Below are 21805 nucleotides of genomic sequence, written 5' to 3' on the forward strand. Positions count from 1 at the left end.
CCGGCCATTCAGGCCTGCTTGCTACAATCCGCCACTTTTTCCGGGAACCTCCATGTCCAACCGCACCGCAAACAGCCACGATGGCGAGCGCGCGCTGTCGCTCGCAACGCTGGCGATCCATGGTGGACAGTCGCCGGACCCCAGCACCGGGGCGGTGATGCCGCCGATCTACGCGACGTCCACCTATGCGCAGTCCAGCCCGGGCGAGCATCAGGGCTTTGAGTACTCGCGGACCCACAACCCCACGCGTTTTGCCTACGAACGCTGTGTTGCCGTGCTGGAAGGCGGCACCCGCGGGTTTGCCTTCGCTTCCGGCATGGCCGCGACCTCCACGGTGATGGAATTGCTGGACGCCGGCAGCCACGTGGTGGCGACCGATGACCTGTACGGCGGCTCGTTCCGCCTGTTCGAGCGTGTGCGTCGCCGCACCGCCGGCCTGGACTTCAGTTTCGTCGACCTGACCGACCCGGCCGCGTTCGAGGCCGCGATCCGCCCGACCACCAAGATGGTCTGGATCGAAACCCCGACCAACCCGATGCTCAAGCTGGTCGACATCGCCGCCATTGCGGCGATCGCGCGCAAGCATGGCCTGCTGGTGGTGGTGGACAACACGTTCGCCTCGCCGATGCTGCAGCGCCCGCTGGAGCTGGGCGCCGACCTGGTGGTGCATTCGGCCACTAAGTACCTCAATGGCCACTCGGACATGGTGGGCGGCATCGCCGTGGTCGGCGACAACGCCGAACTCGCCGAACAGATGGCCTTCCTGCAGAACTCGATCGGCGGCGTGCAAGGCCCGTTCGACAGCTTCCTGGCCCTGCGCGGGCTCAAGACCCTGCCGCTGCGCATGCGCGCGCACTGCGAAAACGCCCTGGCGCTGGCGCAGTGGCTGGAGACCCACCCGGCGATCGAAAAAGTGATCTATCCCGGCCTGACCTCGCACCCGCAGCACGCACTCGCCAAGCAGCAGATGTCCGGCTTCGGCGGCATCGTCTCGATCGTCCTCAAGGGCGGCTTCGACGCAGCCAAGCGTTTCTGCGAAAAGACCGAACTGTTCACCCTGGCCGAATCGCTGGGCGGCGTGGAAAGTTTGGTCAATCATCCCGCCGTCATGACCCATGCCTCAATTCCCGTGGCCCGCCGCGAACAGCTTGGCATCAGCGATGCGCTGGTGCGGTTGAGCGTGGGGGTTGAGGATTTGGGGGATTTGCGGGGGGATTTAGAGCGGGCTTTAAGCTTTTGACCGCGCGCAGATATTGCCTGGCTCATCTGTAACGAACGGACACCTTAAGTGAAAAACATGCTCCTGGCGCTCTGGCGCTATCGCTTTTTTGTATTCTCCTCGATCGGCAACGAGCTGCGGTTGCGATTTATCCGCAGCAAGCTCGGCGGGCTGTGGATGATTATCCATCCGCTGGCACAGGTATTGATCTTCGCGCTGATCCTTTCCGAAGTACTGGCGGCAAAGCTGCCAGGCATCGACAACAAATATGCCTACGCTCTTTATCTGATGGCGGGCACGCTTGGGTGGACGTTGTTTGCCGAGATACTCGGAAAATGCCTTAACCTCTTCATTGAAAGCGGTAACCTGATGAAGAAAATGGCATTTCCCAGAATTTGTCTCCCCTTTATTGCGGGAGGGAGCGTGCTTGTTAATAATGCGCTTCTGGGCGTTGCGATATTTGGCGTATTCGCCGTGCTGGGGCACGTGCCTGATATTCAGGCTCTATGGCTGCCTGTGTTAATGCTGATAACCCTTTGCTTGGGTCTGGGTATTGGCATGGTGTTGGGGATACTGAACGTTTTCATGCGTGATGTAGGGCAAGTTGTTCCGGTCGTATTGCAGGCGCTTTTCTGGCTCACTCCTGTGGTCTACAACGTAAACATCCTGCCGCCTTCAGTGCAGCATTTCTTCAAGCTGAACCCGCTTTATCCGCTGATCACTAGTTACCAGAATGTTCTGGTTTTTGGCAAGCCACCAGAGTGGGTGGCGTTAGGGTGGTTGGTGATTGCTGCTCTGCTCTTGATGAGCTTTGCTTTACTCATGTTTAGAAAGGCAAGTCCTGAAATGGTGGACGTCTTATGAGTGGCATGTTGGTCGTAGATGGTATTGGAAAGGCATATCGACGGTGGGGGAGTGAGTGGGCGCGTGTCGCTTCGTGGTTAGGTGCGCCGACGCGGCCAGCGGAGGAGCACTGGGTATTACGCGGTGTGAGTTTTTCGATTGCATCCGGCGAGACCGTTGGCATCGTTGGTCATAACGGTGCAGGAAAGAGTACGCTGCTCAAGTTGATTACCGGAACAACCCGTCCAACAGAAGGCTCAGTTGTCTGTACCGGCAAGATTGCGGCAATTCTGGAACTGGGGATGGGGTTCAATGCTGACCTGACAGGTCGGGAAAATGCTTATCACTCCGCAGGATTGATGGGCTATGGTCATGCTGAAATCGAAGCCGCGATGCCTGCGATCGAAGAATTCGCCGAGATCGGCGAATATTTCGATCAGCCGATGCGCACTTACTCGAGTGGTATGCAAATGCGGGTGTCTTTCAGCGTCGCAACAGCGTTCCGTCCGGACATACTTATCGTGGACGAAGCGCTTTCGGTGGGCGATTCTTACTTCCAGCACAAGTCGTTCAAGCGGATTCGCGAGTTCCGCGACCTCGGCACCACGTTGCTGCTGGTTTCCCATGACAGCTCCGCGATTCAGGCGATTTGTGACCGTGCCATTCTGCTCGATTCGGGAAAGGTGCTGTTGGATGCAGCCCCGGAAGACGTCATGGACTATTACAACGCTCTGATTGCCGAACGTGAGAACGCCTCGTTGGTGGTGAATAAGCATGCGTCCGGGCGCGAGCAGGTGGTGTCAGGCTCACGCGAGGCGACGGTCGATTCGATCGCGCTTTTCAACGATGCCGGAATGCCTATAGAAGTCGTCGAGGTTGGGCAAAAGGTATCACTGCGTGTAGGCGTCAGAGTCCACGCAGACATTGAGCGTCTCGTGCTTGGGTACATGATCAAGGATCGCCTTGGCCAAGCAGTCTTCGGTACGAATACGCACTATACGGAACAGCCGCTTGGGCAGCTGCGTGCAGGAGAGCTCATCGAGTATGAGGTGCGTTTCAAGGCTGCGTTGGGTCCTGGCAGTTATTCCGTCGCCACTGCCTTGGTCAGTACCGAGACCCACTTGGTCAACAACTACGAATGGCGGGAGCTAGCGTTGACGTTTTCGGTAATCAATGCAAACAGCCCCAACTTTGTCGGGGTTGCTTGGATTCCTCCTGTAATCGAGGTGCTGCGCTGATGTCCACGTTTATCAGCTACGCGCAGAACTTTGAAGACGTTATCCTCCGCCGTGCTTTTTCCCAGGTGGAGAACGGAGTCTATGTCGACGTAGGAGCCCAGCACCCAATCCACGACTCCGTCACACGAGCGTTCTATGAGCGGGGATGGCGCGGAGTCAACATCGAGCCCGTGGAAGAGTGGCATGCGCTGTTAGCCGTGGATCGTCCTGAAGACATCAACCTCCCGGTCGTAGTGGGTGCAAGCGCAGGCGAAGTGACATTCTATCGCGTGCTCGACACCGGCTTGTCGACGATGGACGCTGCCATGGCGCGACAGTATGCAGCCCAAGGAGTGCGGGTGTCCGAAACCGCAGTGCCGATGAGGACCTTGACCGATGTCATCGAGCAGGCTGGGCTGAACACCATCCATTTTTTGAAGATCGATGTGGAGGGTGCCGAAGGCGAGGTGCTGCGTGGAATGGATTTTTCAAAGTTCAGGCCATGGGTAGTTGTCATTGAATCAACGATGCCAAATACCCAAACCGACGTGTCGCACGAGTGGTCCCACTTGGTGCTCGATGCAGAATATGACGAAGTCTATTTCGATGGGTTGAACCGGTTCTATCTTGCGCGGGAGCATACCGATCTTGCCGACCGTTTTGCGGTGCCGCCTAATTGCTTCGATGGATTTGTCAGGTACGCCGATTGGGAGCGCGGTGAGCAAGCCAGGAAGCTCGCGTTGGAACTCGATGCCGCACGTGACCGGATCACCGAGCTCGGTGACGAAATCGCCAGCGTCAACGATCAGTTGGCCTTCGCGCAGCGTGAAGTGGCTTCATCGGGCATCGCCCTGGCTGAGGCGCGAGACGCGTTGCGCGAAAGCGAGCGAGTGGCGCACTACTGGTGGCATACGGCGGAAGAGATGCGATCTGAAATTTCCCTGATTAAATCGAGCCGTAGCTGGAGGTGGACCGCGCCTTTGCGTGTCGGGTTGCGCGAAAGCGCCCAGGTTCTGGTCAATGCATCTAAGCGTAGGACGCGAGGCTTGCTTGTGCGCGCGATACGATTCGCCCTGATCCGCCCTGCGATCAAAAAGCCGTTAGCGGCCATTCTGCGAAAGCAACCCACACTAATGTTGCGATTGAAGCGTTTTGCTGTTCGTGCAGGTCTTGCAGTTGAGATGGGGCCTTCAGCTGTATCTGTCGACGGTCTGCCCGCGAATGCCCTGAAGCGAGCGCAGCTCTCGCCGCGTGCCAACCGGATTCTTCTTCAACTTGAGCAGGCGATGGTGGAGAGGAAGCACTGATGCGTATCGTCATCGACATGCAAGGAGTGCAGAGCGAGAGTCGCTTTAGGGGGATTGGGCGGTACTCTGCCGCATTGGCTCAGGCGATGGTGCGCAACGGGAATAATCACGAATTCTGGCTTGCCGTGAATGGGCACATGCCTGGGATTGACGAGTTGCGCCAAGTGTTCGATGGGCTCCTTCCGCAGTCGCGGATAGTTTCCTTCACGACTCCGGCGCCTACCCAGTGGCAGGAGAGTGGCAACACTTGGCGACGCGAGGCTGCGGAACGTGTGCGTGAAGCATTCTTGCGCGACCTGCTGCCGGATATGGTGCATGTATCGAGCATGATTGAAGGGGCTCAGGATCAGGTGGTGACGTCGATCGGTCATCAGTCTGGGGTCAGGACAGCTGCGACGCTCTACGATCTGATCCCTTTGCACAACCCCGAGTACCTTGCCGCCGAATGGGTCAGAGACTGGTACAGCTCCAAGATCGCCTCATTGAAGCAGGCCGATCTTTTGCTTGCGATCTCCGAGCACGCACGTGCTGAGGCAATCACGTCGCTGGAATTGGATGCGCAGCGTGTGGTCAATATTTCGTCAGCTGCCTCCGAAATATTTCGTCCTCATGTGTTGTCTGCTGACGAACGGGCGGCGCTCTTATCGCGTCACGGGATCAAGAGTCGCTATGTGATGTATAGCGGCGCGATGGATAGCCGTAAGAACGCTGGTCGGCTCATTGAGGCGTTTGCCGGATTTCCTGCTGAAGAGTTGCAGGCTTGCCAACTAGTGATAGCCGGTAAGCTTCCTCCGCTTGAACAGGAGCGGCTACAGCTGCTTGCGCGGCGTTGCGGACTTTCGGAAGACCGCATCGTTTTTGCAGGTTACGTTTCTGACCAGGAGTTGGTGCTCCTGTATGCAGCAGCCGAGCTGTACGTGTTTCCCTCACTTTATGAAGGATTCGGGTTGCCGGCGCTTGAGGCTATGGCCTGCGGCACCGCCACCATCGGTTCGTCTTTGACCAGTGTGCCCGAGGTAATCGGTCGCAGCGATGCGTTGTTCGACCCATGCGATGTGCAAGCGATCAGGAGTAGCATGCTACGCGTCTTGTCCGACGGGGGTTTTGCGCAGAGCCTCCGAGAGCATGCAGCGGTGCAAGCCGGCAAGTTTTCTTGGGATGTCAGTGCGCATCGTGCGTTGGAGGCGTTCGAGTCCAGGTACGAAGCGTCGGTTCATGCACCGCTGTGGCCGGTCGCGTTACAGACGGTGGAGCGTGGTGAGGCGGAGCTGGTTAAGGAGATCGCTGCGCTTGGCAGCAGTGCAGCGGTGCCGCCGCAGCAGGATTTAATCGATGTCGCTGCAACGATTGCGGAGAATCAGGTCACTGCGCTGCAAACGCATCGTTATTACGGCGATCTTCCCGCCCGATTGCGGTGGCGCGTCGAGGGACCGTTCGACAGTAGTTACAGCTTGGCTTTGGTCAATCGTGAATTGGCATTGGCGCTACGAGAACGCGGTAACGATGTCGCTCTACATTCGACTGAGGGGCCTGGCGACTTCGCAGCGGATGCCCGTTTTTTGGCTTCCAGACCGGATGTCGCGCAAATGCACGCGCGGGAGCCTGCTTTGCCGCCTGCAGAGGCTGATGTCAGCAGCAGATTGTTGTATCCGCCCCGCGTGGCGGACATGCGCTCGCGGTTCAATCTGCTCCACGACTACGCTTGGGAAGAATCCGAGTTCCCTTGGGAGTGGGCTGACGCGTTCAACGACGCGCTCCAGGGGATAAGCGTGCTGTCGGACCACGTGGATAAGATCCTCGTCGATAGCGGGGTAAGCGTGCCGATCGTGGTGGGCGAGGCGGGCGTGGACCATTGGACGCGTGTGGAGAGCGACGAGTCATACGCTTGTGAGGGCAAGGCTTTTCGCTTTCTGCATGTTTCGTCGTGCTTCCCGCGCAAGGGGGCTGACGTCTTGTTGGCGGCGTTCGGAGATGCGTTCAGCAGTCGCGACGATGTCACCCTGGTGATCAAGACTTTTCCCAACCCGCATAACGAAATTCGACGCTGGCTTGAAGACGCGCGTGGTGCGCGGGACGATTTTCCGGATGTGCGCGTAATCGAGGAAGACCTCTCGGAAGCACGGCTCAAGCGGCTGTACGAAACTTCGCATGTCTTGGTCGCCCCAAGCCGGGCGGAGGGATTCGGCTTGCCGATGGCAGAGGCGATGATGTCGGGCCTGGCTGTCATCACGACCGGATGGGGCGGGCAATTAGATTTCTGCAATGACGACACTGCTTGGCTGGTGGACTACGAGTTTCAAAAAGCGCAGAGCCACTTTGGACTGTTCAATTCTGTGTGGGCCGAGCCCAGCCGTCGCCATTTGGCAGGACGGCTGCGGGAATTGCACCAGCTGCCGGTGGAGTCGCGGATGGCCAAGGTCGCAAGGGGGCAAGCGCTGCTTGCGGAGCGGTTCCAATGGCGTGATGTGGCAGCGCGTACCGAAGACTTGGTTCGCAAGGTCGCCGCGTGTCCTCCTCGGCCTACGGCGCCAGTAGTGGCATGGGTCAGTTCTTGGAAGACCAAGTGCGGGATTGCCAGTTATTCGGAGCATCTTGTTGGAAGCCTTGGGCACGGCGTGCACATTCTTGCGCCCTATGCTGCTGACCGCCTTGAGCCCGACGCGGCCAATGTGCGGCGTTGTTGGGATTCCGCAGCGCCGGACAGCCTGGTTGGGCTTGAAGTTTCACTCAACGCGACCAATGCACAGGTCGTGGTCTTCCAGTTCCAATACGGCTTTTTCGAGTTCGAGCCGCTCGCACGGCTGCTCCTGGCGCAGAAGCAGGCTGGCCGTACGGTGGTGGTAATGATGCATGCAACGCAGGATCCGGCGCACGTCCCCGAGCGCAAGCTAGCCATGCTGGCCACTGCTCTGCGTGCCTGTGATCGCATTCTGGTGCACTCCGTAGGCGATCTGAACCGCCTCAAGGCGCTTGGGCTGGTCGACAACGTCGCTATTTTTCCGCACGGCATCGTCGATCTGGAGGCGCCGCCGACGTTGGCGAAGAAAGGAGGAGCACAGCGCTTTCATGTCGGATCCTACGGCTTCTGCCTTCCGCACAAGGGCCTGCCCCAGTTGGTCGAGGCGATTGCGCTGCTGGTGTCCCAAGGACACGATGTTGGCTTGCGGATGGTCAACGCGGAGTATCCTGTCGGCGAGTCGAGGGCGCTGGCGAAGGAGCTGCGCGGGCTGGTTGACCGGCTGGGGCTGACGGAGCGCGTCGAGTTTCACATGGACTATCTGCCAGAGGCACAGTCTTTCGAGCTGTTGCAGGACGCTGATTTGATCGTGTTCCCCTACCAGGGCACCGGCGAATCCTCAAGCGCGGCGGTGCGCTATGGTCTGGCGACGACGCGGCCGGTTGCGGTTACGCCGATCGCCATCTTCGATGACGTCGGCGACACGGTCGTACGCTTGCCGGGAATCACTCCAGTAGAGCTTGCGTCTGGTCTTGCCGCGATCATCGACGATCGCCACCTGCTCGACGATAGTGTTCGGACAGCTAACAAATGGCGGGAAGCACATCGCTATTCGAGGCTTGGTCGGCGACTTTCAAATATACTTCGTGGCTTGAATGCGCGGAGAGTTGACGGTTCCTCCGCGGTGTAGTGGGTCTGAGCCACTGACGCAAAGAAAATTTACTCTAAGGATTATTTGTATGAAAAGAGCGATTGTTACCGGTATAAGTGGCCAAGACGGTGCCTACTTGGCGCAGTTGCTGTTGGAAAAGGGTTATGAGGTCTATGGCACCTTTCGTAGAACAAGCTCGGTAAATTTTTGGCGCATGGAGGAGCTCGGGGTTGCGTCTCATGCCAATCTGCATCTAGTGGAATACGACTTGACCGATCAAGGCGCCACGTTTGCACTGGTTAGTAGAGTGCGCCCGAATGAGATCTATAATTTGGCGGCACAAAGTTTTGTTGGCGTCAGCTTCGATCAGCCTGCAACTACAGCGCAGATCACTGGCGTTGGTGCATTGCATCTGTTGGAAGCTATTCGGCTGATTGATCCTTCGATTCGTTTTTATCAGGCCTCCACGTCGGAGATGTTTGGTAAAGTTCAGGCTATTCCGCAGGTTGAAGACACTCCTTTCTATCCGCGTAGCCCTTACGGCGTCGCCAAGTTGTACGCACATTGGCTAACTGTGAATTATAGAGAAAGCTACAATATATTTGGTTCAAGTGGCATCTTGTTTAATCATGAAAGTCCATTGCGCGGCCGCGAGTTCGTAACTCGTAAGATTACTGATTCGGTCGCCAAGATTAAGCTTGGAAAACTGGAATATATGGAGTTGGGCAACCTAGACGCCAAGCGAGACTGGGGCTTCGCCAAGGAGTACGTCGAGGGAATGTGGCGTATGTTGCAAGCGGATCAGCCGGACACATTCGTGCTTGCTACTAACCGCACTGAGACCGTACGTGACTTTGTTCGAATGGCCTTCAAGGGCGCTGAAATGCAAGTCGAGTTTGAGGGCGAAGACGAGCATGAAGTTGCCATCGATCAATCCAGTGGCAAAGTCGTGATGCGAATTAACCCTCGCTTCCATCGCCCGGCGGAAGTCGATCTGTTGGTCGGCGACGCAAGCAAAGCTCGGGCGGTGCTGGGTTGGACTCCCAAGACGACGTTGGAAGAACTGTGTCAGATGATGGTCGAAGCGGATTTGCGAAGGAATGAGCGTGGCTTTTCTTTCTAGTTCTCCACTCAGGGTCTTAGTGACCGGTGCATCGGGGTTTACCGGACGATATGCGTGTGCCGCACTTGAGGATGCCGGTTATCGGGTAGTCGGCTGGGGAAAAGGACTGGATGCCGACGTTGATCTTACCCAAAAGCAACAAGTACTCGAGGCTGCGCTTATGGCGCAGCCGCATTACGTTCTGCATCTAGCAGCTAAGGCGTTTGTTGCGCACGATGACGTTGATGAAATTTACAACATCAACGTATTGGGTACGCGAAACCTTCTGAGCGCCCTTGCTACTCTCGCTCATCGTCCGAAGCACACCGTCTTGGCAAGCAGTGCCAATGTGTATGGAAACGTCGAGGGTAATGTCGACGAGAGCTTTGCTGTCAATCCTCAGAATGACTACGCTGTCAGTAAGTTATCGATGGAATACATGGCTAAGTTATGGGGCGGGCAACTAGCGATGACCATCGTGCGCCCATTCAATTACACAGGCAGGGGGCAGGACGAAAAGTACCTGCTGCCAAAGATTGTTTCGCATTTTCAACGGAGATCAGATTTCATTGAGCTTGGAAATCTGGACGTCATACGTGATTTCAACGACGTAAGGAACGTGGTTGACACGTATGTTGCATTGTTGCCAATGGTTGGAAATGGCGACGTGCTCAACGTTTGCTCGGGGGTCGAGACATCCTTGAATGACGTGGTTCTGACGTTGGAGAGTCTATCCGGACACTCTTTAGATGTTCGGGTGAATCCGAGCTTTATTCGTCCAAACGATGTCCGCCGTTTGGTGGGTGATGGCGGCAAGCTGAAGAAAGTGATTGGCGCGATAGCAGCAAGACCCCTGAAGGAAACTCTGCGATGGATGCTCGAAGCGCCCAATGGAGATCAGGATATGAGGGAGGGGTAGTATGGAAATTGAGAAATTTTGTAGGAGCATGTCTGCATACGTGCAGAGGCCGAAGTCTCAAAGGCTGCTGACTGGGGCTGCATCGGCCTTTTTGGTCTTCAATTTATTAGTTTTGATAGGTTACCTGTTCTTCGGTTATCAAAACACTTTCCACACTGACGCGTCGACCAAGAATCTTCTGGCGCAGGAAATGCTTGAAACTGGCCGCTTTTTTCCTCCTGAGTGGAACTATGCCAATAGAGACCTGATGATTGTTTTTGGTCAGGTCCTGATACTGCCGCTACTTCTTTTTTTCAAGAACGGCTTTGTACTTCACGCTGTTTCCGGTCTGTGCTTCTCGCTTACAATATTGATTGCCTTGTGGAAGCTGACCGCGCTCCTTTCAACGGTCAAGTGGCAGCGCATTGCTACGATCGCCGTCATAGTCGGCGGTGTTTCACTTTCTTTCTCCGAGAATATTTTCGGGCAGGTCGCCTATGGCGCGGTGCTATTATTGGCCGGACTGCTGATATTGTTGACTTGGCGAACGCTTTGCAGTGAAGGTCATGCGCTGACCTTGAATGGATTGCTTCTTCTGGGTTTGGTAACGCTTGCAACCTGGAATAATCCCCAACGAGCCGTTATTTCATATACCCTGCCCCTAGCGTTTTCCGTCGCGTGCCATTTATTATCCTCCTGGGGGGGGGCGCTCTTTCGCCAGCGAATGCGTGCAACAGCTGTTGTGTACCTTGCGATTATTCTCGGTACGGCATGTGGTGCGCTACTTAGCTGGTGGGTCATCTTGAATGTCCAGAACAATAATGGGGTGGCTTCAGCACGGTGGCTTAGTTATGACGGCGGATTTCATAACTTGGTTGAGTCTTTCCAGGGCCTGATGGGGATGTTTGGCGGTATCCCAGATACTGGGGCAGAGGTGGTTTCAGTGGCTGGCGTATACCAAGCCCTGAGGCTGTTATGTAGTGTTGCGTTGATCATATTGGTGCCCGTAGTGATCTATCACAGGGTGCGGGATGATTCGGCTTCTGTCAGGTTCATCGTGCTTTTTACGGTCGTCCAGGCATTTGGATGCCTTTTTCTTTATGTGGCGACCACCATTCCAGACATGAATGACCCGGTTACTTCGGCTAGATATCTCGCGCCGTCTGTGATTTTGGGTGTAGTAATTTTATATACGGCACCGTTGCGGATTGGGAGGCCGTTACAGGGTTTATTCATAGTTTCGACAATGCTTGTTTTGATTTCCAATGGTGTGGTTCGGCCAAACAAGGAAGCTATGCCGATCCGTGCTCGTTCCAATGATCATGCAGACATCGTCGCGGGCCTGAGAAGTAATCAGCTGAAGTATGGTTACGCCAGCTATTGGAACTCTGGAGTCTATACGGTACTTAGCGAGGGTGATTCGAAAGTTCGTCAGATTCTCATTATCGACGGTCTGCCAATTCCCATGCGTCATCTAGGGTCAAATCGATGGTACGAAGCCGAAACATGGAAGGGGCCCAGTTTTCTCCTGCTGGATAAGGCAGAGTCGGAAAAGGTGAATTGGGATGTTATGCGTACATTGATGGGCGAGAAAGAGAGGAAAATTCCAGTTGGAAATTTAACTGCATTCGTATATTCAAAGAATGTCGCAGCAGTGCTGCCAAACTGGAGTCGTAATTTTAAGAGCCCGGTCACCTATCGTGCCACCCCCGGAGCAATGTATAACCAGGGTCATTGGGATGAAGGGAAAAAGGCGGTAATAAGTATGAGGGGTGAAGCCGGCTTCATCGCGTATGGACCTTACATTCACTTGCCCAAAGGTCATTACCGCGCCGAGTTTCATTTGAGGACGGTGGATGCCGCTAATGGAGTAGAAGTGGGCGTCGTTGACGTTGTGAGTAATAGCGCAACTTCGCGTCTTGCAATTATGCCGATCAGGGCAAGCGCTGATCAGAGTCGCGTCCTTGATTTCACATTAGAGCATTCTGCCGAAATTGTGGAAATTCGGACATACGCCAATGGAGTTGGGAGCTTGGAATATAAAGGGGTTACGTTGACTCCCTTATCGTCTGCTGATGAGAGCTAAATCAGATCCAGCCTGCTGACGTAGGGCAGGTGGGCACTTGGTTGCCCGCCTGCTCGATGTGCTGGCGCAGATTAAATTGTTGTAATCATATGGAAGCTAAAGCGGCGTCCGCCGCCTGCATTACCTCTTGAATGTGGGCCTCAAGGCCAACCCAGAGCGGTAGGCGGACGAGTCTACTGCTGATGTCTTCCGTGACCGCAAGGTCACCATGACTGCGGGAAATTTCCTTTCCTTTTGGTGATGAATGCAGCGGCACGTAATGAAATACAGAGGCAACACCTAGATTTCGCAACTTTTCAATAAAGTTTGTGCGGGCGCTCAAATTCGGCAATAGGATGTAGTACATGTGGGCATTGTGATCGCAGTTATCCGGGACAACTGGACGGCGTAGCACGCCTGCTTGCTCATGCTTATGTGCCCAAGCATGATATCTGTCCCAAATTCCAAGCCTGCGCTGGGTAATTTCCTGGCCACTATCCAATTGTGCAGCGAGAAAAGCGGCTATCAGTTCGCTCGGGAGATAAGAAGATCCGAGGTCGACCCAGGTGTACTTGTCGACTTGGCCACGTAGAAAGCGGCTACGGTTAGTGCCCTTCTCGCGAATGATCTCGGCACGTTCCGCATTGGCTGGATCACGGACAAGTAACGCGCCGCCCTCACCAGAGATCACGTTCTTGGTTTCATGAAAACTGAGGCAGCCGTAGTCACCAATGCCGCCCAAGGGACGGCCCCGATAGGTCGAGTAGATGGCCTGTGCCGCATCCTCGACTACCGGCAGGCCATGTCGTGCTGCGATCTCCATGATGGTATCCATCTCGCATGCCATGCCTGCGTAGTGGACCACGCATATCGCCTTTGTCCGCGCAGTGATTGCAGATTCGATCTGAGCCTCATCCAGATTGAGGGTGTCTGGTCTGATATCTACGAAGACTGGCACGGCGCCGCGTAGCGCGAACGCGTTAACCGTGGATACAAACGTGAACGATGGAAGGATCACCTCATCGCCGGGTTTCAGGTCCAGCAGGATTGCAGCCATTTCGAGTGCAGCAGTGCACGAATGTGTCAGCAGTGCTTTGGGGACTGCGCAGATTTCCTGCAGCTGCTGATGGCATTTTTTGGTAAACGGACCATCGCCGGAAAGATGGCCCGCACGATGAGCGGCTGCAATGTTCTCAAGCTCGCCGCCGGTCATGAATGGTTTGTTGAACGGGATCAAAAAAATCTCCGGGTAATCCTAGCGGACGCACTCTAGGATGCAGTGAGTGTAAGGAACATAGAGCAGATCTGTGCGTATCCGATATTCGATCCGAGAAAAATGCTGGCGCGCTATGCCTGCATAGTTGTCGGGCGTACGAATGTTCTGCCCGCGATCTTTCAAGACCAGCTTTCGTGCGATGGGAGATTGATGAGGTATCAACGTCCCATCCATCGATATGAATCTTCCGCCTGGTTTGAGGCGTTCGTAAGCTGTTTGAATAAGTTTGGACGCAACTTCATCATCCAGATGATGTAGCACCCCCATTGCCAGTACGAGGTCTGCAGACGGTTCGTCGCTTGGCGGACGATAGTCTGCAATATCCATGCACTCGAAGGTGCCCCGATTCGGATGGTTTCGCCTCGCCGATTCCACGTAGGACATCGACAAGTCGAAACCGTGGTAGTCGATGCCTTGGGGCAGATGAGAGAGCAGTTCCCCGGTTCCGCAGCCGATATCCAGCACTACATCACCAGGCTTGGCACGAATGTGATCGTTGGAAAAGTGCTTCCGGGCCTTCTCCGCTCCCAAGGCGGTTTGAAGTAGGTTGTACATACTCGGTGCAGAGAGAATAGCGTGCAAACCATCCGTTTTTTGAGCCATTTTACGCTCCAGCTGATCGTGAGACTACGATGACTCCTGCAATGATCAGAATCGTCCCGGCGATCTTATGCCAGTCCATGGTTTCCCGAAACGCCCACGTGGAGAGAATTGCAACGATCGGAAAGCTCAGGGACGTGAAGGGGTAGGCCTTGCTGAGCGGCATCCGTCCGATGGCCGCCATCCAGCACAGCGACGCCCCGAATGCTGCTGCAAAAGCGCTGATCACCCAGGGGTTGAGCAATAGCATGATGATGCCACGCCAGTTGCTGCCGGCAATGGTAGAGTCCGGGTTTAAGCCGACTTGCCATTTTAAAGTGAGCTGGCCGTAGATCGTGAGCAGGATTGTCAAGGCAATGAATACGTAGCTCATAAGATCAGGAGAGGCCGTGTGTTGTAAGGGATAGCGCTGATGCCGACTTCGATGGCATCACGTGATAGGTGTCGTAAGCATTGAATAGGGAAAAGCCCAGGCGCGCCCACACTTGTTGCACTCGGTAGTTCCACACCTGAGTGCTGATTATCAGCTCTTTACAGCCTCTTTCGTACGCGTATGCGGCGATCCAGGTCAGCCCTTTGGTATAGATTCCCTTGCCCGCATGCGCAGGGTGGACTGCATTGAGGACAACCTCGCACTGCTGGATCTTGCTGTCGATTGAACACGTGAGAAAGCCGGCTGCGTCTGTTCCGGATACCGCCAGGCAGGTAAAGCGGTCTGTCTGGCCAGCAGCCAGGTAGGCACAGGCCCACTGGATGTATCCCTCAAGGATCTGATCCGGCGGTAGCCTGCGATTGGCGTTGTAGTGGCTGCGGTAGCCACCGAAGCCGTCGCGTGCAATGTGCTGCAGCTCTGCTACATCGGAGGCATCCGCAAGCCGAAACACGACCTCGGCTCCTATACCGACCAGCGTGGGCGAGCTGTCGACGGGCAGGGGCAGGCGGTAGTACACGAGCGTGTCCGCGTGGAGTACTTGAAATCCGCTGTCTGCCAATGCGGAAACCGTCGTGTGTGCGCCGGCAGGCACGCGTAGTACGGTGATATCCAGCATCTGTTCGCCGATCGATTGGGCGATGCGATCGGACATCCCGATATCAGACTCCAATCGAGTACGCCCGATCCTTAATCCGAAACGATCCGTCTCTATGCCCGAAAAAACAACTGGCTCGTTCACGGCTGGTGATCCGTGATCGTAGAAATCACGTAGTGAGGACGCTGTTTGGCGCTGCTGAAGATGCGTCCTACGTAAAGTCCCAACACGCCTACGCTCGCCAGAATTGCACTTCCAATGAGCCAGACCGAGGCTATGATGCTTGTGAATCCAGCTACCTGCGTGTCGCCGACCCAGTAGCGAGAAATGCTGAAAGCCACGACTCCGATCGATAGCAGCGCGAAGATCAAGGCCGCCCCAACCACCAGGCGAAGTGGCTTATCCGAGTAAGAGAGTGCGATGCTGGCTGCGAGCCTCAGGAGGCGACGCAATGTGTACCCGCTATTGCCTGCATCCCTGGCCTCATGAGTGACCGGTACTTGCGCAGTCTTCAAGCCTGTCCAGCGAACCAGCATCGGCAGAAACCGTTCCTGCTCCGGCATTGCAATGATGACGTCGACAGTCTTTCTGCTGTAAGCACCAAAGTTCGCCGTGGTGTGGTCGTATGTTGCGCCCGTCAACCATCCCAGAAATTTGTAGAAGGCGAATGAACCTGCGCGTTTGAAGGCCTTGTCTTGACGCTGCACACGTTGAGCCAGAGCAATCTCGGTATCGCCGCGCAATGCGGCAAGCAGATTGGGTATTTCTTCCGGGCGATCCTGCAGGTCGCAGTCCATGACGACGACCTTCAAGCCTTTGGAGATGGCAAGTCCCGCAGTGATCGCGGCGTGCTGCCCAAAGTTTCTGCTCAGGCGGACCCCGATGACTGATTCCCGATGCTGAGCGATCTCAGTGATACGCGACCAAGCGCCATCGGGACTTGCATCATCCACCAAGATGATTTCGTAACTTGAAGCTATCGGAGCAAGCGCCTGCTCGACACGCTCTACAAGATGCTCGAGGCAATCCTTACAGCCATAAATGGGCGACACGACGGAAACCTCTGGCCTCGTTGCTGAGGACAAAGGTGTGGCAGGCGGTCGTGATTCAAAGTAAGCAGGCAAACATTCCCCCTAGAATTTCGCCGAGTGCCCGCATGGATCGGGCACAGGCCATGATCAGTTTTTAAAGCCGAGTGATCGGTACTTCTCCGACGCACAATCGCTGCTCAAAGAGCCGCTTCCAGCTCCGGCAGCAAGGTGAACAAATCCCCCACCAACCCAATATCGGCAATCTCGAAGATCGGCGACTCCGGATCCTTGTTGATGGCCACGATGGTGCCTGCGTCCTTGATGCCGGTCAGATGCTGGATCGCCCCGCTGATGCCGATCGCCACGTACAGCTCGGGGGCGATGATCTTGCCGGTCTGACCAACCTGCAGCTCGTTCGGCACATAGCCGGCATCCACTGCGGCGCGCGAAGCGCCCACAGCGGCGCCGAGTTTGTCGGCCAGGCTGTAGATGTGTTTGAAGTTTTCGGCCGAACCGACGCCGCGGCCGCCGGAGACTACGCGCTTTGCGCTCTGCAGATCAGGGCGGTCGGACGTGCCGGCGGCCAGTTCGATGAAGCGGGTGTGGGTCGGCAGTGCGGCATCGACGGTAACGGACTCGACCGCTGCGCTTCCGCCAGCTGCTGCTTCCGGCCACGAGGCGCTGCGGACCGTGGCAACCACGATATGGTCGGCCGGTGCCTTCACGGTGATGATGGCGTTGCCCGCATAGATCGGGCGTTTGAAGGTATAGGCATCTTCGACCGACATCAGGTCGGAAATCTGGTTCACGCCCAGCAGCGCGGCCACGACCGGCATCAGGTCCTTGCCAAACGTGGTGGAGGGGCCAAACACATGTGTGTAGCCCTGGCCGGCAAGCTGGGCGATCTGCGGCCCAAACACCTGGGCGATGGCATGGTCATTTGCCGGGTTGGCCACCGCCAGCACGCGGCTGACGCCGGTCAATTGGGCTGCCTGGGCGGCCACCGCAGCCGGATCAGCGGCCAGGACGACGATGTCGATCGCGTCCGCAGACACCGCCAGCGCTGCGCTGAGGGTCTTGGCGGTGGCGGCGTTGAGCTGGCCATTGAGGTGTTCGGCGACAACGAGAATCTTGGCCATTACAGCAACCCCTTCTGCTTGAGTGCGGCCACCAATTCGGCGGCATCCTTCACCATCACGCCGCGGCTGCGCTTGGCCGGCGCTGCGTAGTGGGTGGTGGTCAGACTGTCGTGGGAGTCAACGGCCAGGTCTGCAAAGGCCAGCGTTTCCAGCGGCTTGCTCTTGGCTTTCATGATGTCCGGCAGCTTGATGAAACGCGGCTCGTTCAGGCGCAGGTCGGTGGTGATCACCGCTGGCAGGTCTACTTCCAGCGTTTCCAGGCCGGCGTCGACTTCGCGCGTCACTGTAGCCTTTCCCTCGGCCACTACCAGCTTGCCGGCGAAGGTCGCCTGCGGGCGGCCCCACAACGTGGCGAGCATCTGGCCGGTCTGGTTGGCGTCGTCGTCGATGGCCTGCTTGCCCAGGATGACCAGGTCTGGCTGTTCCTTCTCGACCAGCTTGAGCAGGGTGCGCGCGGCGGTCAGCGGCTGGATCGCCGCATCGGTGACGACGTGGATGGCGCGATTGGCGCCCATGGCCAAGCCATTGCGCAGATGTGCTGCGGCATCGGCCGGCGCCAGGGTGGCGACCACGACCTCGGTGGCAATACCGGCATCGCGCAGGCGCAAGGCCTCTTCGAGGGCAATTTCGTCGAACGGGTTCGGCGAGAGCTTGACGCCCTCGGTGACCACGCCGGAGCCATCCGGCTTGACCTGAATGCGGACGTTGTAGTCCACCACGCGCTTGTAGGCGACGAGGATTTTCATCGTGTACGAGATCCTTCAGCTATTGCGGGAAGGCCCGGCCGCGGCGGCAGGCTCGGGAGTGGGCCCATTCTAACCGGGGAGGCCGCACCATGCGATGGCGTATGGATGCTGCGGTGCGGTACGTCGAGTGATCCGAAGCTGTCCGCAGGCCCTGATTGACGCCAACGTATATCCTGTACGACTCAAAAAAAACGCTTAGCGCGGCAGACGCGCGACCAGGAGAGACGGACAGTGGCAACTTGGCTAGTAACTGGCGGCGCCGGCTTCATTGGCGGCAACTTCGTGCTGGAGGCGGTGGCGCGCGGCGAGCGGGTGATCAATCTCGACGCGCTTACCTACGCAGGGAACGTGAACACCTTGGCGTCGATCGAGCGCAATCCGGACCATGTGTTCGTCAAGGGCGATATCGGCGACAGCGCGCTGGTGGCCTGTCTGCTGGCCGAGTATCAGCCGGACGCTGTGCTGAATTTCGCCGCCGAAAGCCATGTGGACCGCTCGATCGAAGGCCCGGGCGCCTTCATCCAGACCAACGTCGTCGGCACCCTGGCGTTGCTCGAGGCCGTTCGCGACTATTGGAAAGCATTGCCGGATGGGCGCCGCGATGCGTTCCGTTTTCTGCACGTCTCCACCGACGAGGTCTACGGCACGCTTGGTGAGACTGGCAAGTTCACTGAAACCACGCCATACGCGCCGAATTCGCCGTATTCCGCCTCCAAGGCGGCCTCGGATCATCTGGTGCGCGCGTTCCACCACACCTACGGGCTGCCGGTGCTGACCACCAATTGCTCGAACAACTATGGCCCGTACCACTTCCCGGAAAAGCTCATTCCGTTGGTGATCGCTAAGGCGCTGGCCGGCGAGCCGCTGCCGGTCTACGGGGACGGCAAGCAGGTGCGTGACTGGCTGTTTGTCAGCGACCATTGCGAAGCGATCCGCACCGTACTAGCCAAGGGCACGGTGGGTGAGACCTACAACGTGGGCGGCAATTCCGAGCGCCAGAACATCGAGGTCGTGCAGGCAATCTGCGCGTTGCTGGATGAGCGTCGGCCGCGCGAAGATGGCAAGCCGCGCGCCAGTCAGATCACCTATGTGACGGACCGGCCGGGGCACGATCGCCGTTATGCGATCGATGCGTCCAAGCTGAAAGATGCGTTGGGCTGGGAGCCGCGGTATACCTTTGAACAGGGGATCGCCGAAACTGTCGACTGGTACCTGGCAAATCAGGTGTGGGTCAGCAGTGTTCTGGACGGTAGTTACCGGATGCAACGCCTTGGTGCCGTGGTGAGCACTCAATCTTGAATGTGCCATCTAAACGAATGAGAAATATATGACGCAACGTCGAGGCATCATCCTGGCCGGCGGTTCCGGCACCCGTCTCTACCCGATCACCAAGGGCGTCAGCAAGCAGCTGTTGCCGGTATATGACAAGCCGATGATCTATTACCCACTGAGCGTCTTGATGCTCGGTGGAATCCGCGAGGTGTTGATCATCAACACACCGCATGAGCAGGCGCTTTTCAAGGCGCTACTTGGGGACGGTGCTCAGTGGGGGATGTCAATCTCCTATGCCGTACAGGCCAGTCCTGATGGCCTCGCACAGGCTTATTTGATTGGTCGTGAGTTTGTCGATAACAAGCCCAGTTGTCTTGTGCTGGGCGATAACATCTTCCACGGGCACGGGTTGACCGACATGCTGCGCCGTGCAGACGCGCGCCAGCACGGCGCAACTGTCTTTGGATATTGGGTCAATGATCCAGAGCGCTATGGTGTGGCTGAATTCGACGGTGATGGAAAGGTCATCGGGATCGAGGAAAAGCCGAGTGTGCCTCGTTCCAACTACGCAGTGACTGGTTTGTACTTCTACGACGGAAGGGCTGCTGAATATGCCGCCGAGCTAAAGCCTTCGTTGCGTGGCGAGCTGGAGATCACTGATCTCAATCGACGTTACCTCGATGAAGGTGATCTGCATCTCGAGGCATTGGGTAGAGGATACGCATGGTTAGACACGGGGACGCACCAGTCGTTGCATGAGGCATCTAACTTCATCGAAACCATCCAGGCCAGACAGGGTTTGCAAATTTGCTGTCCGGAGGAGATCGCGTTCGGGCAGGGGTGGATCAATCGTGAGCAACTGGAAGCGCTGGCTGCTCCGCTGCTCAAAAATGGATATGGCCGCTATCTCAAGGACTTGGCCCTGCGAGGAGCAAAGCTTTGAAGATCGTCCCGACATCTCTACGCGGATGCTTCGTCATCGAGCCTGCTGTCCATACCGATGATCGAGGGTTCTTCTTCGAGTCCTGGAACGCCGAGCGCTTCAAACAGCACGATTTGCACATGCAATTCGTCCAAAGCAACGTTTCGTGTTCTAGCAAGGGTGTCATCCGCGGGCTGCATTACCAATGGCCTCGCCCGCAAGGAAAGTTGATCAGTGTGCTCGAAGGTGAGGTCTATGATGTCGCCGCCGATATCCGCGTTGGCTCGCCGACGTTTGGACAATGGGAGGCGGTGATCCTCAGTGGCGAGAACCGGCGTCAATTCTGGATTCCGGAAGGATTTGCGCACGGCTTCGCGGTGCTATCTGACACGGCGGTTTTCAATTATTTGTGCACCGATGTCTACGTGAAGGAAGCCGACGCCGGCCTACGCTGGGACGATGCGCGTCTTGCGGTCGACTGGCCAATCAGCGATCCGGTGCTCTCAAACAAGGATCGGGTCGCCCCTTTTTTGGATGATATTCCTGTCGAGCGGCTTCCGCTCTACCGTGCAGAATGAGCATATTGGTGCTTGGCGCGAATGGGCAACTTGGCCAAGAGTTGCAGCGCGCGCTTCACGGTAGTGCTCCGTTGCAATTAGGAACACGCAACGGCCTGCTCGCCGATGGACGCCCGGGTGTTCGCGCTGATCTGAACGCCCCCGACCATCTACCGGAACTGCTCGATCAATTGCGACCGAACTGCGTTGTGAATGCCGCTGCCTATACGGCGGTGGACCGCGCGGAATCTGAAGTCATCGCCGCTATGCGTGTGAATGCGCATGCTGTTGGTGCGATCGCGGCGTGGTGTGCCGCCAACACTGTGCCGCTGGTGCATTACTCCACCGACTACGTGTTCGATGGCCAGGGCACGGCGCCGTATCTCGAAGATGCGCCCACCGCGCCGTTGGGTGTCTACGGTGAGACCAAGCTGGCCGGCGAACAGGCCATCCGTGCATCGGGCGCGCAGCATCTGATCCTGCGCACGGCGTGGGTGTATGCCTCGCATGGCACGAACTTCCTGCGCACGATGCTGCGTGTCGGTGCTGACCGCGACGAGCTGCGTGTGGTGGCCGATCAGGTCGGCACGCCGACACCGGCGGCCTTGATTGCCGATGTCACCGCGCAGCTGTTGCAGCAGCGCACGGCAGCCACCTCGGGCACCTGGCACCTGACCGCCGCCGGGCAGACCACCTGGCATGGTTTTGCCGAATCGATCTTCGAAGAGGCAGTGGCTGCAGGATTGCTGGCGCGTGCGCCGCGCGTGGTGCCGATCACCACGGCCGAGTACCCGACGCCCGCACAACGCCCGGCGTACTCGCGCCTGTCGATTGACAAACTGCAGCAGGACTTCGGCATCGTCTTGCCCGAGTGGCGGGTTGGCTTGCAGCGGGTGATCGCCGAGCTGGTTGCTGCCAAGCGCTAACGAGACGCTTCATTCGCTGCCAAGGATGTCGTACGCCGTTATGCAAATG

Annotated in this window: 19 protein-coding genes; 12 read left to right on the forward strand and 7 right to left on the reverse strand. The window is 57.1% G+C overall.

Features of this window, described 5'->3' with window-relative positions:
* Positions 1-52: 52 nt before the first annotated feature.
* The 8 genes from QRM60_RS19990 to QRM60_RS20025 are packed head-to-tail and all read left to right on the forward strand — an operon-like array spanning position 53 to position 12280.
* Entirely contained in the window at positions 53-1240 is a 1188-nt protein-coding gene (locus QRM60_RS19990) for a cystathionine gamma-synthase (protein WP_285446899.1), read from the forward strand.
* Positions 1241-1288: 48 nt separating this feature from the next.
* The gene (locus QRM60_RS19995) at positions 1289-2083 is read left to right on the forward strand and encodes an ABC transporter permease (RefSeq protein ID WP_193552077.1); all 795 of its coding nucleotides are present in this window, start codon (positions 1289-1291) and stop codon (positions 2081-2083) included.
* On the forward strand, positions 2080-3300 hold the full coding sequence (locus QRM60_RS20000) for an ABC transporter ATP-binding protein (RefSeq protein ID WP_115539588.1): 1221 nt from the start codon (positions 2080-2082) through the stop codon (positions 3298-3300). Before QRM60_RS19995 ends, QRM60_RS20000 begins: the two co-directional genes overlap by 4 nt.
* Positions 3300-4586 (forward strand): FkbM family methyltransferase, encoded by a 1287-nt coding sequence (locus tag QRM60_RS20005; RefSeq protein ID WP_161962573.1) that lies wholly within the window; start codon positions 3300-3302, stop codon positions 4584-4586. Before QRM60_RS20000 ends, QRM60_RS20005 begins: the two co-directional genes overlap by 1 nt.
* Positions 4586-8233, forward strand: coding sequence for a glycosyltransferase (locus QRM60_RS20010; protein WP_285446900.1), 3648 nt, complete (start codon positions 4586-4588; stop codon positions 8231-8233). Before QRM60_RS20005 ends, QRM60_RS20010 begins: the two co-directional genes overlap by 1 nt.
* A gap of 49 nt (positions 8234-8282) precedes the next feature.
* Positions 8283-9317 (forward strand): GDP-mannose 4,6-dehydratase, encoded by a 1035-nt coding sequence (gene gmd, locus QRM60_RS20015; RefSeq protein WP_115539591.1) that lies wholly within the window; start codon positions 8283-8285, stop codon positions 9315-9317.
* A complete protein-coding gene (locus tag QRM60_RS20020; protein WP_115539592.1) occupies positions 9295-10215 on the forward strand; it encodes an NAD-dependent epimerase/dehydratase family protein in 921 nt (306 codons plus the stop codon). Before gmd ends, QRM60_RS20020 begins: the two co-directional genes overlap by 23 nt.
* Before the next feature lies 1 nt (position 10216).
* A complete protein-coding gene (locus QRM60_RS20025; protein ID WP_153065415.1) occupies positions 10217-12280 on the forward strand; it encodes a hypothetical protein in 2064 nt (687 codons plus the stop codon).
* 85 nt (positions 12281-12365) lie between these two features.
* Here QRM60_RS20025 and rffA read toward each other — a convergent pair whose 3' ends face one another.
* The 7 genes from rffA to QRM60_RS20060 all read right to left on the reverse strand — a co-directional run bounded on the left by rffA (position 12366) and on the right by QRM60_RS20060 (position 18079).
* Positions 12366-13496, reverse strand: a complete 1131-nt coding sequence (gene rffA, locus QRM60_RS20030) for a dTDP-4-amino-4,6-dideoxygalactose transaminase (RefSeq protein ID WP_115555339.1) — start codon at positions 13494-13496, stop codon at positions 12366-12368.
* An 18-nt stretch (positions 13497-13514) separates the two neighbouring features.
* Positions 13515-14138, reverse strand: coding sequence for a class I SAM-dependent methyltransferase (locus tag QRM60_RS20035; RefSeq protein WP_285446901.1), 624 nt, complete (start codon positions 14136-14138; stop codon positions 13515-13517).
* Between the two features lies 1 nt (position 14139).
* Positions 14140-14508, reverse strand: a complete 369-nt coding sequence (locus QRM60_RS20040) for an EamA family transporter (RefSeq protein WP_115555341.1) — start codon at positions 14506-14508, stop codon at positions 14140-14142.
* Between the two features lie 4 nt (positions 14509-14512).
* Positions 14513-15220 (reverse strand): GNAT family N-acetyltransferase, encoded by a 708-nt coding sequence (locus QRM60_RS20045; RefSeq protein ID WP_153065416.1) that lies wholly within the window; start codon positions 15218-15220, stop codon positions 14513-14515.
* Between the two features lie 83 nt (positions 15221-15303).
* Positions 15304-16215 (reverse strand): glycosyltransferase family 2 protein, encoded by a 912-nt coding sequence (locus QRM60_RS20050; protein ID WP_115539598.1) that lies wholly within the window; start codon positions 16213-16215, stop codon positions 15304-15306.
* Between the two features lie 176 nt (positions 16216-16391).
* Entirely contained in the window at positions 16392-17333 is a 942-nt protein-coding gene (locus QRM60_RS20055) for an electron transfer flavoprotein subunit alpha/FixB family protein (protein ID WP_285446902.1), read from the reverse strand.
* Positions 17333-18079 (reverse strand): electron transfer flavoprotein subunit beta/FixA family protein, encoded by a 747-nt coding sequence (locus tag QRM60_RS20060; protein ID WP_042596464.1) that lies wholly within the window; start codon positions 18077-18079, stop codon positions 17333-17335. Before QRM60_RS20060 ends, QRM60_RS20055 begins: the two co-directional genes overlap by 1 nt.
* 231 nt (positions 18080-18310) lie before the next feature.
* Here QRM60_RS20060 and rfbB point away from each other — a divergent pair, with 231 nt between their 5' ends.
* Genes rfbB through rfbD form a run of 4 tightly spaced genes read left to right on the forward strand, consistent with a single transcriptional unit; the run spans position 18311 to position 21756 of the window.
* Positions 18311-19378 (forward strand): dTDP-glucose 4,6-dehydratase, encoded by a 1068-nt coding sequence (gene rfbB / locus QRM60_RS20065; RefSeq protein WP_115555345.1) that lies wholly within the window; start codon positions 18311-18313, stop codon positions 19376-19378.
* 28 nt (positions 19379-19406) lie between these two features.
* Entirely contained in the window at positions 19407-20294 is an 888-nt protein-coding gene (rfbA, locus tag QRM60_RS20070; protein WP_285446903.1) for a glucose-1-phosphate thymidylyltransferase RfbA, read from the forward strand.
* A complete protein-coding gene (rfbC, locus tag QRM60_RS20075; RefSeq protein ID WP_115555347.1) occupies positions 20291-20851 on the forward strand; it encodes a dTDP-4-dehydrorhamnose 3,5-epimerase in 561 nt (186 codons plus the stop codon). The genes rfbA and rfbC overlap by 4 nt, the downstream gene beginning before the upstream one ends.
* On the forward strand, positions 20848-21756 hold the full coding sequence (gene rfbD / locus QRM60_RS20080; RefSeq protein ID WP_115555348.1) for a dTDP-4-dehydrorhamnose reductase: 909 nt from the start codon (positions 20848-20850) through the stop codon (positions 21754-21756). The genes rfbC and rfbD overlap by 4 nt, the downstream gene beginning before the upstream one ends.
* Positions 21757-21805: the final 49 nt, after the last annotated feature.

Origin of the sequence: Xanthomonas sp. fls2-241-TYG-148, assembly GCF_030208815.1 — a bacterium.
GTDB lineage: Bacteria > Pseudomonadota > Gammaproteobacteria > Xanthomonadales > Xanthomonadaceae > Xanthomonas > Xanthomonas campestris.

Coding starts and splice junctions, on each gene's coding strand:
- QRM60_RS19990 (WP_285446899.1), top strand. CDS start 53: ATGTCCAACCGCACCGCAAACAGCCACGATGGCGAGCGCGCGCTGTCG.
- QRM60_RS20000 (WP_115539588.1), top strand. CDS start 2,080: ATGAGTGGCATGTTGGTCGTAGATGGTATTGGAAAGGCATATCGACGG.
- QRM60_RS20005 (WP_161962573.1), top strand. CDS start 3,300: ATGTCCACGTTTATCAGCTACGCGCAGAACTTTGAAGACGTTATCCTC.
- QRM60_RS20010 (WP_285446900.1), top strand. CDS start 4,586: ATGCGTATCGTCATCGACATGCAAGGAGTGCAGAGCGAGAGTCGCTTT.
- gmd (WP_115539591.1), top strand. CDS start 8,283: ATGAAAAGAGCGATTGTTACCGGTATAAGTGGCCAAGACGGTGCCTAC.
- QRM60_RS20020 (WP_115539592.1), top strand. CDS start 9,295: ATGAGCGTGGCTTTTCTTTCTAGTTCTCCACTCAGGGTCTTAGTGACC.
- QRM60_RS20025 (WP_153065415.1), top strand. CDS start 10,217: ATGGAAATTGAGAAATTTTGTAGGAGCATGTCTGCATACGTGCAGAGG.
- QRM60_RS20035 (WP_285446901.1), bottom strand. CDS start 14,138: ATGGCTCAAAAAACGGATGGTTTGCACGCTATTCTCTCTGCACCGAGT.
- QRM60_RS20040 (WP_115555341.1), bottom strand. CDS start 14,508: ATGAGCTACGTATTCATTGCCTTGACAATCCTGCTCACGATCTACGGC.
- QRM60_RS20045 (WP_153065416.1), bottom strand. CDS start 15,220: ATGTCCGATCGCATCGCCCAATCGATCGGCGAACAGATGCTGGATATC.
- QRM60_RS20055 (WP_285446902.1), bottom strand. CDS start 17,333: ATGGCCAAGATTCTCGTTGTCGCCGAACACCTCAATGGCCAGCTCAAC.
- QRM60_RS20060 (WP_042596464.1), bottom strand. CDS start 18,079: ATGAAAATCCTCGTCGCCTACAAGCGCGTGGTGGACTACAACGTCCGC.
- rfbA (WP_285446903.1), top strand. CDS start 19,407: ATGACGCAACGTCGAGGCATCATCCTGGCCGGCGGTTCCGGCACCCGT.
- rfbD (WP_115555348.1), top strand. CDS start 20,848: ATGAGCATATTGGTGCTTGGCGCGAATGGGCAACTTGGCCAAGAGTTG.